The organism is Anoxybacteroides voinovskiense (assembly GCF_014196205.1).
In the GTDB taxonomy this organism is placed as follows: Bacteria; Bacillota; Bacilli; order Bacillales; family Anoxybacillaceae; genus Anoxybacteroides; species Anoxybacteroides voinovskiense.
In genome coordinates this window covers 1-15,436 of the sequence record NZ_JACIDE010000005.1, presented here as the reverse complement: position 1 = coordinate 15,436, position 15,436 = coordinate 1, and the positions used below count along the sequence as shown (strand labels likewise).

Here is a 15,436-nt window from a genome sequence, read left to right as displayed (position 1 = left end):
ACTTCTCTACATCCATAGAGAAGCGACTATGCCATATAACGAATCCACATTTGTTTGAGCATGTCAGAGAAAAACGGAGTATGCTTCACAATGAAACTCGCCATGAAAGAGTGCTGCAATTTCGTCTGTACTGCTTCCACCGGAATAAGCGCCCCGACGTAAAGAACTAAAAAGAGAAGCAAATACACTTCGACAAAGCCGAGCGCGCCGCCCGCCCAGCGGTTCATGCTGCGCAAAAGCGGCAGTTGCGCAACGAAATCAAGCATCGAGCCGATAATTTGCATCACGATTTTTGTCGCGAAAAATAAAATCGCAAACGCCATCGCCCGATAATATGCTTCATCTAAATGAGCGCTTTCAAACAACATTTTTACCGTCTCAGGGTCGCCAAATGTAGGATACGGAATCCATAATTTTAGCGTTGGAACTAATTTTTCATAATTCATATAAGCGACGATAAAAGCAATAATAAACCCCGTCATATGAATAAATTGCAAAATAAATCCCCGTTTTAATCCGATCATAAATCCTGTGAAAAGGATGAAAAGCAATGCGACATCAACCATTTCATCACTCGTCCTTTTTCATTTGCTGGAGGAGACGGTCATGCTCCTCTTTTAGCTTAATATATTCATGAACAAAATTTACCGCTGTTAATACAGCGAGTTTCGTTACGTCTAACGTTGGGTTTTTCGCACTAATTTCTCGCATTTTGTCATCGACAATGGATGCGACAAGCCGAATATGGCTAGAACTTTCTGTACCGACAATGGCGTATTGCTGTCCATAAATGTCGACAGTGATGCGCGTTTTTTGTTGATCGCCCAAATGTTTTCCCCCATTCCGCAAAATCCTATTGTTTATCATACCATGAACACTGGTATAATGAAAAGATATGGCATATCGATAGAGGTGAGAGTGTTGGCAAATTATGTCGTCGAAGCAAAGGAACAAATGATTCAGGAAATGAAGCGCTATTATGCTTCTAATCTCGTCGAAAAACTACCACCAGGCGCTTTATTTGTCGCGAAACTTTCCGGTTGTATGATTACAGCTTACCGCTCCGGCAAAGTGTTGTTTCAAGGAAAAGACGCAGAAAAAGAGGTAGGGCGATGGGATGGTCGTGATTCAGGGCAAGCTAAAGAAGAGAATTTTACGACCGTATCCGCCATCGGCTCGGATGAAGTCGGAACAGGAGATTATTTCGGTCCGGTCGTCGTCGTCGCTGCTTATGTCGCGAAAGAGCAAATCAACACAATGAAGCGACTAGAGGTAAAAGATTCGAAACAGCTGACAGATGAGATGATTACTCGGCTTGCGCCAGCGTTGATGGACCATCTCCATTATGCGCCAGCTATCCTTTCAAATCCCGAGTATAACCGTTGGCAGCAACGCGGCATGCCGCAAACAAAAATAAAGGCACTGCTTCATAATAAAGCAATCGGAAAATTAATGAACGCTCTCCCGCAACTACCAGACGCTATTATTATTGACCAGTTTATCGAGCGTAACCTATATTTTCGCTATCTAGAAGGGGAGCGCGACGTCATTCGTGAGCACGTCTATTGTATTCCGAAAGCCGAAACGGTTCATATCGCGGTTGCCGCCGCATCAATTATCGCCCGTTATTTGTTTTTGCAAGAGCTAGACCATTTAAGCGAAACGGTCGGAATCGAGCTTCCAAAAGGGGCTGGAGAACAAGTCGACAAAGCAGCTGCCCGCCTCATCCAAGCACATGGCGAAGCGATTCTCCATTCATGCGCCAAACTCCATTTTGCCAATACGGAGAAAGCGCGGCGAATTGCTAACCGTTAACAAGAAGAGGCTGGCTCAAAAGGCAACCTACTCTTAAACGAAACACAGCATATATTTCCTTGTTGTGCGTATATACGAAAGGATGCCCCGTTATAGGACATCCTTTTGATGTTTATGAGCGCAAAAACGGCCACCAGTTCGCTTTTCCGAACGTTTTCACCATGACAGGAACAAATAGCGGAAGTACGACGAAAGCGTATAACGCAAGCCCTGTTAAAATAATCGTCGCAATTTGTAGTAACGAAAGCACGCCAGACGGATACATCGCCGCAAACGTCCCCCCTAAAATTACTACCGCCGAAATGATGACGGTTCCCATGTTTTTCATCGCCGCAATCATTGCCTCTTGCACCGACAGGTCTTTATATTCATTGAATCGATCCATCAGGAAAATGCTATAATCAATGCCGAGCGCCATTAAAATGACAAACGCGAAAAACGGAACCGCCCAGTTAATGCCGTCATAGCCAAGCATATGAACGAAAATCAACTCCGTTACGGCCATCGATGTGTAATACGTTAACACGAGCGATAAAATTAAATATAGCGGCATCACGAACGAACGGAGGAGCGCGATTAAAATAAGCGCAATACCGGCAAACATAAACATGACCGTGCGAGCGTAGTCTTGATCGGAAATAGTGTGAAGATCCGAATAAATGCTTGTGACCCCACCGACCGCTACTTTCGCATTTTCTAATTTCGTTCCTTTGACTGCCCGCTCGACTGCCTGCTTCACATCGTCGATTTTCTCCATCGTTTTCGTGGCGTATGGGTTCGTGCGGAACACGACATCCAACGTGACAACTTTGCCGTCTTTGGATAAATACGCTTCTTTCGCTCGCGCAAACTCTTGGCTATCGAGCACTTGTTTCGGCATATACCACCCAGCTAGCTCTTCATCTGGAGAAGAGGATAACTCAGACAAGTAGTCTTGTGCCGAAGCAAGACCGGTTGTGACTTGTTGAAGGCCGTTCGCGCTTTTGTTCAAACCGGTAATCAGTTGATTCATTTGCCCGTCAAGTTGGGAAAAACCTGTTAATAGCTGTTGTTGTCCGTTTGCCACTTTCCCTAGTCCGTTTGCAAATTGCGGCAAACGTTCGACAATTTGTTGCTGGCCGTCCGCTGCTTGATGGAGTCCTTGCTGCAACTGCTCCAAACCAGCAAGTAATTTCGTCATTCCGTCGATAAACGCTTTTTGTCCAGCGATTAGCTCTTGGAATGAACGGTTGGCTTGTTGAACGCCAGCGCTTGTTTGTTGCAATGCTCCATTTAACTTTGCTAACCCGCCAGCTATTTGCTGTGACTGGTTGGCAAGCTCTGTCATTGCTAGTTTCGTTTGCTGATATTCCGCATCTTCCTGCAGCTCTGGATGCGTTTGTTCGATATGCTGAAGGGAGCTATTAACGGCAGACAACTGTTGTGCTAGCGCGTTCATCCCTGTCTGCATCTCGTTATATTGCCCAAGAAGCGACTGCAACCCGCCGCTCGCTGTTTCGTACCCTTGTAGCAACTGTTCCGCACCAGCAAGCAATTTTTTCGCATTGTCTTGCAGTGTGGCAAGCCCTTGCTTTAATTCCCCCGCTCCAACCGCTCCGCTTCGTACCCCTTGCTCTAGCTGCACTAAGCCGTTTTGCAGTTCACCGACGCCTACTTTCAATTGATTCGTTCCTGACACAAGCCCTTCGATTCCGCTTGTTGCTTTCTTTAATTTTGGCGCCGATGCAGAAAGCTCTGTACTTGCTTTGCTCAGTCCTGTACGAATTTGCTCAATGCCGTTCGTTCCTTTTCCAAGCCCCTCTTTTAACTGTTTTGCTTGTTTAGTGACAAACAGTTGTTCAATCGGCTCTCCTGTTGGACGAGTAACGGAACGAACGTGATCGACTCCGTCGACTTTTTCGACTTCCCGACTAATTTTCTCGATTAAGGCAAAATAGTCGAGCGCATTCATGTTTTCATCATTTTGAATAACAATTTGTGTCGGCATCGCTTCGCCTGGGTCAAAGCTGTCAGCAATAATATGAAACGCTTTAACCGATGGATAATGGTCGCCGATTTCTTCCATCGAGTTAAACGACAGCTTTCCATCGTAAGTAAATAGCACTGGGAGCGTAATAATAGCGACAACAGCTAGTGAGAGAAGCGGCTTCGCAAATGAAAAGCGACCTGCCCATTCCCATAGTTTGCTTTGCTTATGTTCCAATGCTCCTTTCGCTGGCCAAAATAGCTTTGGACCGAGCGTCGCCATAAAAAACGGAACGAGCGTCATGAGCGCAAGAAGCAACACCGCAACCCCAACAGCAACAGCCGAAGCAGATTGATATAGTTTAAACGTCGAAAGTCCAATCGCCGCAAAACCGATCATGACGGCAAGACCGCTAAATACGACCGTTTTTCCTGCCGTACGATATGTCGCCGCAATCGCCTCCACCCTTTTTTCATGCCGTGGAAGTTCTTCTTTAAACCGGCTTAATAGCAAAATGCAATAGTCCGTCCCAATGCCAAATAGCACGGCGACTAAAAACGTTTGCGTAAACGTCGAAAGCGGAAAATCGACGCGATCGACTAAAAAGGCGACAATCGACTGGGAAGCGATATACGTCATCCCGACCGTCAATAGTGGAACGAACGGGGCAACAAGCGAGCGAAAAACGACGAACAGAACGACTAAAATAAAAACGACGGTAATTCCTTCTGTTTTCTTTAGCCCCGCTTGCGAGCTGGCGATGACGTCTTCGTCAATCATCCAGCTGCTCGTATAATAGTGTTGAAGAGAAATGTTATCAATCGCTTTGTAAAGCGCGCGGCTAATTTCTTTCGCGCTTCGGTCGCGACGGTCTAATTTAATAGATGTTAAAATGGTCGTTTTATCTTTGGACACGAGCTGGTCTTTCAATTCTTTTTCATGAAACGGAGAAATAATTTGCGTGATTCCAAGTGTTTCTTTCTCGTTTTCTAATTGTTGAATCGCTTTTTCAGCTTCTTTCCAATCATTGTCGGTCAGTTTTCCATTCCGGTGAAAGACAAGGGCAACGCTCGTTTCGTTTCCTTTTTGTTCTTTTTGCTGTACTTCTTTTAAAATGTCAATGGCTAAAGAAGAAGAATAGCCTTTTGGAACAGTAATTTGCCCCTTTTTGCGCACAAGGTCGGCCATGTTTGGTGCCGTCATCGCTAGCACTACGACGGCTGCGATCCACGCGAGCAAAACGAACCATTTTCCTTTCACGATCGCTCTCATTTCGTTTCCTCCAGCTTTTGTAAAATATTCGCTAACTTTTCGTACGTTTGAATAAACGATTCAATTTCTTCTTCGGAAAATTGCGTAATCAGCGATTCAACAAGGTGATGAATTTTTGTTTCTGTTTCCGCTAGCCACCTTTTTCCTTTTTCCGTTAACGATAAATAAATGACGCGCCGGTCGTTTTCATCGCGAAGACGCTGAATCATTTCTTTCTCCACTAGCCGATTCGTCATCGCCGTAATCGCACTTTTATTGACGGCAAACACTGCCGCCAATTCGGTCGATGTACAAACGTTTCGTTTGCTCATATAGCGAAGCAAATAATACTGGTCGTTCGTCATCTCATCCAGTTCACACTTTACAAGCGCTGCTGCTTTTTTATTGACAAGAAACGAAACAGACAAATACCGCTCAATTAACTCATGCACGTTGCTATGCAAACAACCACCTCTTTCGATATAGTTCAACTATTTAACTATTAAATAATATAACTATTATCAAGAAAATCGTCAACGATTAAATGACGTTTAGGGGTAATACGGAGGGCAATGAGAGATTGTATTCAATCGGACGGGCGGTGGGAGCTCATTCACGGAAAAGCTTACAACATAGGTGTCGGGTCATTCGACAGGTGACCTACCAACAACAAAAGCGGGTATCGATACCCGCTCTCGTTTACAACCATTGCTCTAGTTGTTTACTTGTTCCGTCCTTTTTCGCCAGTTGTTTCATATATGTGAAATCTAATCGCTCTTTGTGAAGAAGAAACATTCTTTTTGCCCATTCACAATCAGAATTCGATTTCCAATGCACACATGCGCGCAGGCGATCTAATATAATGTCTTCAATCCCGATGACATATACACAAAACCCATCCTCTAATCTTAACTCAATCACTTTATCATCATCAGCGTCTTCTAACATATCATTTGGAATTTCAACACTAACAAACAATTCATCGTGATACCAATGTCTTCCTGATGGAGTGAAACCAAGTTGAGTGAGCAATTGTCCTGCTTTTTCACGATCACTAACAATTAAGTCGATGTCTACGGTCGTATAATCACCGCGCGTATATATTTCAACCGCAAGCCCGCCAACAATAATTGGGCGTATACGATACGGCTCTAACAGCTTAGTTAAAATGGCTGTGACTTGAACCATTTTCTCAAAAGATGTTTTCGTTCGAAGCGACTGAAGTTTTTCTTTCGCCTCTTTAATCGAATTCATAATACCACACTCGTTCGTTCAAATATTGAATTTTTCCTTCTTGTTCAGCTTTTTTCCATCGTTTCATGCATAATTCATCTAATATATGCATTTCCTCTTTGTCACGTGGGCGCAAACGCACGTGTTGTTCTCTTCCATCTTTTAATATATCCCGCTCTACACTTCCTTTGCGTGAAAAAATCCAATCATTTAATTCAGACATACTCATTTTTCTCACTTCATTTCACTCCAGCACCGATTTTTTTTACATTATATCACAAAAGAGCGGGCATCGATACCCGCTCTTCCTTCGTAAATAGCCATCCATTCGCTCGCCAAAACGTTTTTGCCATCACCGGAATGAATAGCGGAAAACGATGGGAGCACATAAAAACAATGGTTGAAATTTACGATAGCGATAATATACCAGATGGATACATTGCCGCAAACGTTCCTCCTAAAATGATCGCTGTGGAAATGATGACCGTTCCTATATGGCGCATCGCAAACATGCAATGGTCAAAGATAAAACGAAGTATGGTATAATAATGAAAAAAGTGAGGGATGTGCAATGAAGCCAGAATCATCCAAACTGTATACGTATGCCGATTATATTCAATGGGACGGGCGTTGGGAGCTCATTGACGGGAAAGCTTACAACATGAGCCCTTCACCAACATGGGAGCATCAATTTACTGTCATGGAACTATCGTTTGCGTTCCGTTCGCACTTTCAAAATAAAAATTGCTACGTTGCCATAGCTCCGTTTGATGTTCGACTTTCCGAAAGCGACGACTACACGTATGCAAAACATGTCGTACAACCCGATATTTCCGTCATTTGCAATCGAAATAACTTAACAGCAACCGGCTGTTTAGGTGCACCAACACTTATTGTCGAGGTTCTTTCTCCGTCTACAGCATTAAAAGATCGAAACGAAAAATTTAAGCTATATGAACTATTTGACGTACAAGAGTATTGGATTGTTGATCCTGTGTATAAAACAGTAGAAATATTGGGATTGGAAGATGGATTTTTTAAAAAAAGAGAAGCGTTTGGAGAAAATGACACAATTACATCTTTCCTATTTACGGATTTTTCTCTCGAGGCGAAGCGATTATTTTTTCAATAAAAAAGGCAGCCAATAACCGCATAACAAGCGAATTGGGCAGCCTTTTTCTTTTTATCGTTTAAGCCGCGACGTCGCGTTTTTGGAACGTCCACCATGTCACCGCATTAAATGCGACAAAATACACAAGCAGCACCGCAAGCGAAAACGGCATCGTCATCCCTTTCACTAGCGGCATGCCGTCAATATATTGCGCTAAGTCCGTATTGGCAAACAATATATATTTCGCCCAATCAAATTTCAGCGACAAGAAATATGTGATTTGCGGACCGATGAACAGCGAAAACGTCGCCAAGCCAATCGCGAGCGACTGGTTGCGGAAAACGGTGGAAATCATAAACGCAAACGTCGCAAGCATCACTAAGTCAGCGCAGTTGAGCGCGTATACTTGCAGCACGTGCGCCAGCATGCTTGTCTCGACGACCGCTCCGTTTTGATACGCCAAGTACGGTTCGCGAATCGTCTCGACGCCGAAAAGAAGGGCGCCGCTTGCCGCCGAAATCATAAGCAATAAAGCAAGCATAGAAACAGCAAACATTAAAACAGTAATGTATTTAGAAAGTAAAATTTTCGCTCGACTCGCCGGCCGGATGAGCAACATTTTAATCGTTCCCCACGAAAACTCACTCGCCACGCTGCCGGCAGCGACAATGATAGTAAACAACGTCACAAGCGAAATGATGTCAGCAGAATTAATCAAATATCCCCAAAACGTATTTGACTCCATCGGCTTCACATCATGCTTCAACCGGTACTCGTTAATGGTTAACTGCTTTTGAAGATGATCTTTTTGTATTTTTGGTATATTGTTGTCCTTTAATATTTTTCTTATGTTGTTGCTGTCGGCTGCCACCTCCGCCTTCCAGTCATTCGTTTCCTTATGCGTCGCTTTTATTATAATCGCACCTGTTACCGATGCAAGCACTAACAATCCGATCATCACCCATGTGCCAAAACGGCGGTAAATTTTCATATTTTCATTTTGAATGAGCGAAAAAAGATTAGACAATTTCGTTCCCCTCCGTCATTTCTAGAAATCTTTCTTCCAACGATTTCGCGAGCACATGAATGCCGTATACGTTGATTCCTTCTGCGACAAGCATAGCATTTAGTCGAGGAATATCTTTATAATCGATCGTCACTTCCAATCCTTGGTCAACAAGACGAATATCGAGATGCGGATCGTGTGCTTTCACCATTTGCGCCGCCTTCTCCTTCGGCTCGACGATAAATAGCACCTTCTCCGTTTGTTGTGATAGTTCTTGTACCGATTCGATCGTCACAAGCTTGCCATGCTGAATGATCGCAAAACGGTCGCACATCATCTCCATTTCTGCTAGAAGATGGCTCGATACGACGACTGCCAATCTTTCCTCCCTTGCTAGCTTGCGCAAATAGTCGCGAATTTCGCGAATGCCCGCTGGGTCCAGTCCGTTTGTCGGTTCATCTAAAATAAGAACAGACGGGCGGTGAAGCAGCGCCTGCGCCAACCCAAGCCGCTGCCGCATCCCAAGCGAATACGTCTTCACTTTATCGTGGATGCGGTGTTCTAATCCGACGAGCCGAACGACTTCCTCTATTCGTTCTTTCGTCACCCCTTTTGTCATACGGGCATAATGGACTAAGTTTTGGTAGCCTGTTAAAAACTTGTACATTTCCGGGTTTTCCACGATCGCGCCGACATGCTGAATCGCTTTTTCAAAATCGCGCGTGACGCTCACGCCATTAACGAGCACTTCCCCGCTTGTAATCCCCATCAAGCCGACGATCATGCGAATCGTTGTCGTTTTTCCTGCACCGTTCGGCCCAAGCAGCCCGAACACCTCCCCGGCAAACACATCGAGCGATAAATCATGAATGATTGTCTTTTTGCCGATGTCTTTCCTGACATGCTTCAACTGCAAAATCGGCTTCATCCTTTTTCCTCTCCCTTATCGTTTTTGGCTCATTTTGTTCTCGTTCCACTCATCATTACGAATGTGCATGCCTATAGGTTTCAAAATTATTCCATTTTCGTTAATGGGGCAAGAAGCTTATCCGATTTGCGTTGCTCGTTATCGATGTTCCGTATGCCACAAGACGATGACCGTTCTTATGATATTATTTTCCTTTATACCCAACTTTGAGAAAGTAGTTCTGAAATAGTGTGCTAATTTACCAAGTAATGAAAACCTTATTTTTTATCGTCCTTCGTTACTTTTGAAAGTTTAAAAATACCAACTAACAGACAAATCATACTCCCTCCCCATAATGCCCCTGATTCACCTAAAAGAAGGGAAATTTCTTCTGACGCCATCGGATGATTAATGTCAAAAGAAATTGCTTTTAATGCCAAATATACTGCAATAAAGAACGATACAAAATGTACGAAAATCCAGAAAAATGCTGCTCTTTGTGTGGTATTCCTTCTCCAAAGAAAAATTAGTGTAATAATTGCAATGAGCATTATTGTGGAAAAACCACCAATTAACATGTTCATCACTTCTTCTTCCATAGGAAGATGCTGGTGCATGTGGAGAACACCTCACATAATAGATAAATTAATTCGTAGTGCTAGTTGAGAACTAACACTACGAATATTATGCATTGTTCCTCTCCCTTCAAAAAATTCATTATATGGATTCAAAGTGCTAAAAAATCTTAATATTAAGAAAATGAACAAGAGAGCTAGGTGTACAACATATGCGTGTTATTTATCTTTTGCTATGAAAAACCCTGTCATCCCCACAGTAAAGCTTGGTGCCAAACTCCAAAGGAAAAAGCCCCACCTGTTTGTCAATAAAGAAACAACAAAGAAAATCAAAGGCACGAACAACATTACTCCTATGGCAATTTTCTGATATCGATTCATTCGGCTTCTTCCTTCCTTTTGATTCATTTTTGTCGGCTGTAACTCAATTTTTTTAGCAAAGCGCTCCCCATTAGTTGAATGAGTACTAAGATGAAAAGGAACAACATTTCACACAGTTGAAATGTTGCCACCCAAAATATACTTATAACTATCAAGGATAAACTAATAAACTTTTGAGTATATCCTTGTTTTTTAACCTGAATCCGTGACAGAAGCGTATCAAAAATGCTGGAAACCCCAATCATGCCGAGGTTCCAACTCAATTTCCAATGTTCACCTATTAGGTGAAGAACCCCAAGGGGAATATTTGTTGATTTAGCAAGGTTTTCTTAGCAGTTTTGAACACGTATTTATCACATATTCAGGCTAAACCTATTCTTTCCGTTCGTCGATCTTGCGATTCATCGCTTTGAACAAACCTTCCGCCGCGGCCAGATGTTTATATTTGTCGTTGCTGTTGTTCCATCCTTCTTGCAAGATCGGGAGAGCATGTAGCTTGGTCGGATTGTTCATGACTAACGCCCAAGCTGCCCAAAACTGTACCTCCTTATCCTCATTTTTTAGACACTGTTCAAGCGCTTCCTCTGCAGCGGGACCGATTCTCATCAGGGACAAAGCAGCAGACATGCGTGCCTCCTGATTTCCATCTTTCAAGAGCTGAATAAGTTCAGGAACCGCTTGCGACGCAACAGGTCCAAGCTCCCCGAGCACAACAGCAGAAATTGACCGTACATTGTGATCAGAATCCCTTAACCCTTCGACTAATGCAGGCACTGATGCATCTCCCTGTTTGATTAGCGTTTTAGCGGCCTCCCACATCGACTCCCTTTTTCCCAACGCTTGCACGTATGAGGTGAGCGCGTTTGTTTCTTTCTTCATCAAATCTTTTGAATCCATAATTATTTTTCACATTCCTTTCTTTCAGTATTTTCTTTTTCAATGCACCGAACCAGTAAAAAAATAAGGTGTTTTCTTCAAACTTTTCTGAGCACAGAAGTTCATTATAGAAATAGACTGCGATAGACACAGTTGAAAATTTTTCAGTCGGAAATAAACTGATTTTCCACTCGTTATCTGATAGCAGTTTATCCAAAAAAATCACCTTCTTGCCTATTTAGTACATACCAAATAATGACCGCAATGATCGGAATTGATAAAATCGAAACGAAAGCTCCAGCTATTGACGACAAAAAGAGAGGCAAACAATAAAAATACGACCGGTATTTCTTAAAATCACTCCATAATTTTTGCTCAGTCTCCCAATCAAAGTTCGGTTTCTTTTCGTCTGCTTTTAAACGGATGAATGCTCCAGCTAGAAGCAGTTCCATACATTGCGTTATATTCCAAAATGAAATAGGTTGGTCAAATATTAAAGAAAGCACTAAAATAATCGAAACAAACCCGATCAGCAGTACTCCAAGATAAAAAGCATATTTTTGCAAAAATAGCGACCATTTTTTAATAGGCAACGTTAATAGCAATTTTCTATTATGTTTTTCAATCGAATAAAGCAATGCAATTGGAGAACACATCAACAATAATGCAACAATAGTCAAAAAAACTACTGTTGAATCAACCATATTTAAATTCGCTAAGTTATAACAGAAGAATGCAATGAAGACAATCATTACGACATAGTTTAAAATCATGGCTTTAGATGAAAGAAATCTGTTCCACTCCCTTTTGTAAAAGGAAAATCCGGTAGATGATTTTAAATTTTTTCCAGATCGGGGAGGAACCTGCAAGAATTTTGGAAAATCGAAAGTCGTTACCCAGCCCATATGAATGATGCATAGTAATATATACAATACTGGTACGCTATACATCGAGCAAAATATAAGCAAAAGTGCTGCAATATGAAAAAACATATGCAGTGTTCTTTTTCTGCTCAATAAATTTCCTAAGGCAATGCCAATCACGATAGAATATAATGTTAAAAACAAAAACTTACCCAGCCAATACAATAGACCGTTTATAGATAGATTGCTGCCAACAAATAAAACAATAGGGAGAATAAAGAAAAATAATGTTCTTCTAAGGCACATATCGACAAAAAGAAATAGTATTTGCACCGTCCAAAAGATACGTGCGCGCACAGGTAAGATACAAATAACATCCATAAATTTCTCTTTCCATTGTGTGTTTACAGCTAAAAGAGTTATATATACATTCATAAATATAAGAGCTCCTACAATATACCCCTTTAATAAAACACTTTCGTTTATATGCGCCTGTTTAATTAAAACGATTTCAAATACTATGAGAAGGCTTAGACCTACTATATACATGCACTTTAAAGTAATGACTTCTGTATGAACACCTTTTTCCATGGCTATACTGCTCCTACATACTCATGTATAAAAGGAGCAGAAATGACATGAAACGTCTTAAAATTACGAATGATCACGGATGGACACCTCGAACCCTTCGGAAACAAGAACGGAAAATCAAAGATGCTTCGCTTCGTGCTCGGGTGACTGCCGTTTGCCTCGTCATGGAAGGGTATCTTGGCAAAGATGTCGCGAAAATGGTCAACCTATGCCGTCAATCGGTTGCCCTCTATGTCTCACGCTTTAACGAAGGGGGGCTCGATCGTTTACTCGATCGCCGCTTGCCACCTGGTCGCGTGCCATTTCTGTAAATTTGCAAATTATTTGTTTTGCACATTAGCTAATTATTTCAGATTGGAATATATTTACAAAATCAGAAGCACAGGCTTTACATGGAGTGGCGGACATGTTAGGCTAGTTGCCTAGCGAAACAAGGGCTCCTGCTCGCCCCTTTCGCTAGAAAACATGTCCGCAGAGGCTCCATGTCAAGACGCCCCAGATTTACCATTTGTCAATTTTTAAGTGACTCACAAAGATGTAATCAGAATGGCTCAAAATTCAATTAGCAAATACAATATTTGTTGATGTATCAAGTTTTCTCAGCAGTTTGAACGCATTTTTATCACGGATTCAGGTAAATTATTAATGTGTTGCCAAATAACCATACGCAAATACAAAAATAAATATAAAGGTTAGCAAAACACCTAATATTGTTTGGTTGCGTGTATTTCCATTACTGTTTAATCTTTTAAAAAAAATCGTGAAATTTAAAAACCATAGAGAACCAATTATTGGTAGGGTAATTAGGTATAGAAACTCCATTTAATCCCCCTCACTATTTATTTGTAAACTAATGTAAAACATTAATGAATATACTATTTTTTACTCTTTTCTTTAATAGTGTAACAAACGTAAGAGTTTTTAAATTTATTAATAAGTTAATGTTAGAGCGTAGGAAGCAGTATCTACAGAAAATGATGGAGTTATTGATAGTCCTGCTGGAAATACTGATACACTAGGTTGACCGACATATTTTGCGTGCCCGTATTCAATTTTAATATTGATTGTACCATTTCTTGATGTTGGTACATAGACATATTAGGTGTGTAATCAATTGCATAATCTACCCATGTTCCATTACCTTGTGGATCTTGACTATATCTATGTTGATGTTGTGTTATTGCCCCATCACTAGTTGGGAGGAAAAATCCTGCACTCGAAGGAAAACCGAAAGTCATTTTATCTACAAGTTCGTAAAAGGGAGATTTTAGCCATCGAAAATTACCGTAAATATAAAATTTATCGTAACCTGATCGATCGGAAGTCACTTTATAAACTGTACCCGCTAATGTCATCGTTGAGGATGAAATTGTACCCATCGTTGTAAGAGTACCAGAAGTATTTTCCTCATTTTCTACGTCTCCTGCATTTTCTTCAAAAGAAAATGTTTCAGTTTTTGAATCTTGGATGACAGCTTTATCTTCAACTAGTTGCTTTGCGATTTCTAAAGGTAACATATCTATTTCTTCTTCTGTATGCCCTGTTACATCTTTTAAAAAACTTTTTTCTAGCTTTGTTAGTTTTTCAGTTTTTGAGCCATCATGTACTTGTTTTGCAGAACTAAAATCGTTGAAAGAAAATAATGAGAAAAGGAACACCAAACTCAACAACAAAGTTTTTATTTTTTTCAATTTTATTCCTCCTCGTATAGTATGTTTAGAAAGATTTTTGTATGAGTAAAATGTTTGTGGGAGGAAGCTAAATCCTCTTCCATATGTTTCAAGGGGAGGATTCCTTGAACAGAAGGGGGATGAGCAAAAAAGATGCAAAAAGGACTCTCTTCCTGTATTGTGATAAGTGCACACAAATCACTAAGGAGGTCAGAGAGTCCTATGCAACAGTTTATCACAGGTGGACAAACATTAAAAGAGTTAGAAGCAGAATTGTTCTGGATGTTACAAAAAACCTATGGAGAAATGCTTCAACAGGTACTGGAATGGCTGGATGAAGAGCTAGCCAAGCAACGAGATAAAAAGCGTTATTACCTAAAAGATAAACGAACGGTACAGATTCAGACGTTATTTGGGGAAGTGGAGGTTCGACGCAATTACTACTTGGATCGAGAAAAAGGCGTGTATACGTGCTTATTAGATGCGTTCCTCGGGTTTGATGGGGCAAAGGGAGTGAGTCCATTACTGGAGGAAACGGCCATGGAATTAGCCGTTACGGGTCCTTCGTATCGCCAAGCCGCAGAGGCGCTAGAGAAGATGGTAGGCTATGCGGTGATGAGCCATGAAACGATTCGCCAGCTGATCTTACAAGCAACGGTAGACAAGCATCGCCCGATGGAAAGGACACAGCAGGTGTTGTTTGTAGAGGCGGACGGGTTGTACGTCAAACGGCAGCGAAGCCGGCGAAAAGGGAAAGAAGAAAAGATTTTGGCGGTACACCAAGGATGGAAGGTCAATGGGAAACGGGTATCGTTGGTGGGGAAACGGCACTATGTCCATGACACCAACGAACCGGTGTGGGAAGGATTAGAAACGTTTTTGATAGAGGAATACGGCTATGACCCAACAAGGGATTGGGTGGTGATTAATGGGGATGGAGCGGCGTGGATTACGGCTTGTCGAGAGTACTTTGGGGAACGGGCATTTTTCCAGCTCGATCGGTTCCACGTCGCGCGAGAGATTCGTGAATGCTTAAAAGATCACCCACGGTACCGGACGATTCAGAAAAAGTTGGCCTTGTTCGATGAAAAGGGGTTATTAACGGAACTGCATAGTGCGGTAGGCACCCTAGGAGAGGAGAAGAAAGAAAAGCAATTGGAGGGATTGATTCAACGAATCGAGTCGATGCCT

18 protein-coding genes and 1 pseudogene are annotated in these 15,436 nt (G+C 41.9%); 4 read left to right on the top strand and 15 right to left on the bottom strand.

Annotation, left to right across the window (positions count from 1 at the left end):
* Positions 1 to 26: 26 nt before the first annotated feature.
* Positions 27 to 566, bottom strand: coding sequence for a CvpA family protein (locus tag GGR02_RS04365; RefSeq protein ID WP_183183527.1), 540 nt, complete (start codon positions 564 to 566; stop codon positions 27 to 29).
* A gap of 4 nt (positions 567 to 570) precedes the next feature.
* Complete coding sequence (zapA, locus tag GGR02_RS04360; protein WP_183183526.1) at positions 571 to 828, bottom strand: cell division protein ZapA; 258 nt, start codon at positions 826 to 828, stop codon at positions 571 to 573.
* Between the two features lie 93 nt (positions 829 to 921).
* Here zapA and rnhC point away from each other — a divergent pair, with 93 nt between their 5' ends.
* The gene (gene rnhC, locus GGR02_RS04355) at positions 922 to 1,815 is read left to right on the top strand and encodes a ribonuclease HIII (RefSeq protein ID WP_260174963.1); all 894 of its coding nucleotides are present in this window, start codon (positions 922 to 924) and stop codon (positions 1,813 to 1,815) included.
* Positions 1,816 to 1,927: 112 nt separating this feature from the next.
* On the opposite strand, the gene GGR02_RS04350 is transcribed toward rnhC, so the two are convergent.
* The 5 genes and pseudogenes from GGR02_RS04350 to GGR02_RS17815 all read right to left on the bottom strand — a co-directional run.
* The gene (locus GGR02_RS04350) at positions 1,928 to 5,053 is read right to left on the bottom strand and encodes an MMPL family transporter (protein WP_183183524.1); all 3,126 of its coding nucleotides are present in this window, start codon (positions 5,051 to 5,053) and stop codon (positions 1,928 to 1,930) included.
* Positions 5,050 to 5,496: a MarR family winged helix-turn-helix transcriptional regulator gene (locus GGR02_RS04345; RefSeq protein WP_183183523.1), complete on the bottom strand. Its 447-nt coding sequence runs from the start codon at positions 5,494 to 5,496 to the stop codon at positions 5,050 to 5,052. The genes GGR02_RS04350 and GGR02_RS04345 overlap by 4 nt, the downstream gene beginning before the upstream one ends.
* Positions 5,497 to 5,731: 235 nt before the next feature.
* On the bottom strand, positions 5,732 to 6,286 hold the full coding sequence (locus tag GGR02_RS04340) for a DUF6036 family nucleotidyltransferase (RefSeq protein WP_183183522.1): 555 nt from the start codon (positions 6,284 to 6,286) through the stop codon (positions 5,732 to 5,734).
* Positions 6,273 to 6,494, bottom strand: coding sequence for a hypothetical protein (locus GGR02_RS04335; protein ID WP_221210707.1), 222 nt, complete (start codon positions 6,492 to 6,494; stop codon positions 6,273 to 6,275). Before GGR02_RS04335 ends, GGR02_RS04340 begins: the two co-directional genes overlap by 14 nt.
* A gap of 46 nt (positions 6,495 to 6,540) precedes the next feature.
* Positions 6,541 to 6,771, bottom strand: a pseudogene (locus tag GGR02_RS17815) (hypothetical protein); the annotation flags it as partial.
* A 65-nt stretch (positions 6,772 to 6,836) separates the two neighbouring features.
* On the opposite strand from GGR02_RS17815, the gene GGR02_RS04325 reads away from it, so the two are divergent.
* On the top strand, positions 6,837 to 7,397 hold the full coding sequence (locus GGR02_RS04325; protein WP_183183519.1) for a Uma2 family endonuclease: 561 nt from the start codon (positions 6,837 to 6,839) through the stop codon (positions 7,395 to 7,397).
* Between the two features lie 58 nt (positions 7,398 to 7,455).
* On the opposite strand, the gene GGR02_RS04320 is transcribed toward GGR02_RS04325, so the two are convergent.
* The 7 genes from GGR02_RS04320 to GGR02_RS04290 all read right to left on the bottom strand — a co-directional run bounded on the left by GGR02_RS04320 (position 7,456) and on the right by GGR02_RS04290 (position 12,575).
* Positions 7,456 to 8,403 carry an ABC transporter permease gene (locus GGR02_RS04320; RefSeq protein ID WP_183183518.1) on the bottom strand — a complete coding sequence of 316 codons (948 nt, stop codon included), beginning with the start codon at positions 8,401 to 8,403 and terminating at the stop codon, positions 7,456 to 7,458.
* The gene (locus GGR02_RS04315) at positions 8,396 to 9,310 is read right to left on the bottom strand and encodes an ABC transporter ATP-binding protein (RefSeq protein ID WP_183183517.1); all 915 of its coding nucleotides are present in this window, start codon (positions 9,308 to 9,310) and stop codon (positions 8,396 to 8,398) included. The genes GGR02_RS04320 and GGR02_RS04315 overlap by 8 nt, the downstream gene beginning before the upstream one ends.
* A 257-nt stretch (positions 9,311 to 9,567) precedes the next feature.
* On the bottom strand, positions 9,568 to 9,906 hold the full coding sequence (locus GGR02_RS04310; RefSeq protein WP_183183516.1) for a hypothetical protein: 339 nt from the start codon (positions 9,904 to 9,906) through the stop codon (positions 9,568 to 9,570).
* Positions 9,907 to 10,083: 177 nt separating this feature from the next.
* Positions 10,084 to 10,245, bottom strand: coding sequence for a hypothetical protein (locus GGR02_RS04305; protein WP_183183515.1), 162 nt, complete (start codon positions 10,243 to 10,245; stop codon positions 10,084 to 10,086).
* Positions 10,246 to 10,617: 372 nt separating this feature from the next.
* A complete protein-coding gene (locus tag GGR02_RS04300; RefSeq protein ID WP_183183514.1) occupies positions 10,618 to 11,019 on the bottom strand; it encodes a HEAT repeat domain-containing protein in 402 nt (133 codons plus the stop codon).
* 28 nt (positions 11,020 to 11,047) lie between these two features.
* Positions 11,048 to 11,338 carry a hypothetical protein gene (locus GGR02_RS04295; protein WP_183183513.1) on the bottom strand — a complete coding sequence of 97 codons (291 nt, stop codon included), beginning with the start codon at positions 11,336 to 11,338 and terminating at the stop codon, positions 11,048 to 11,050.
* Positions 11,331 to 12,575 (bottom strand): bacteriocin biosynthesis protein AlbD, encoded by a 1,245-nt coding sequence (locus GGR02_RS04290; protein WP_183183512.1) that lies wholly within the window; start codon positions 12,573 to 12,575, stop codon positions 11,331 to 11,333. The genes GGR02_RS04295 and GGR02_RS04290 overlap by 8 nt, the downstream gene beginning before the upstream one ends.
* 47 nt (positions 12,576 to 12,622) lie before the next feature.
* On the opposite strand from GGR02_RS04290, the gene GGR02_RS04285 reads away from it, so the two are divergent.
* Positions 12,623 to 12,886: a helix-turn-helix domain-containing protein gene (locus tag GGR02_RS04285; protein ID WP_183183511.1), complete on the top strand. Its 264-nt coding sequence runs from the start codon at positions 12,623 to 12,625 to the stop codon at positions 12,884 to 12,886.
* 672 nt (positions 12,887 to 13,558) lie between these two features.
* Here the strand turns inward: GGR02_RS04285 and GGR02_RS04280 are convergent.
* Positions 13,559 to 14,266 (bottom strand): hypothetical protein, encoded by a 708-nt coding sequence (locus tag GGR02_RS04280; protein ID WP_260174962.1) that lies wholly within the window; start codon positions 14,264 to 14,266, stop codon positions 13,559 to 13,561.
* A gap of 201 nt (positions 14,267 to 14,467) precedes the next feature.
* On the opposite strand from GGR02_RS04280, the gene GGR02_RS04275 reads away from it, so the two are divergent.
* A partial coding sequence (locus GGR02_RS04275; RefSeq protein ID WP_183183510.1) for an ISLre2 family transposase occupies positions 14,468 to 15,436 on the top strand: 969 nt, incomplete at its 3' end.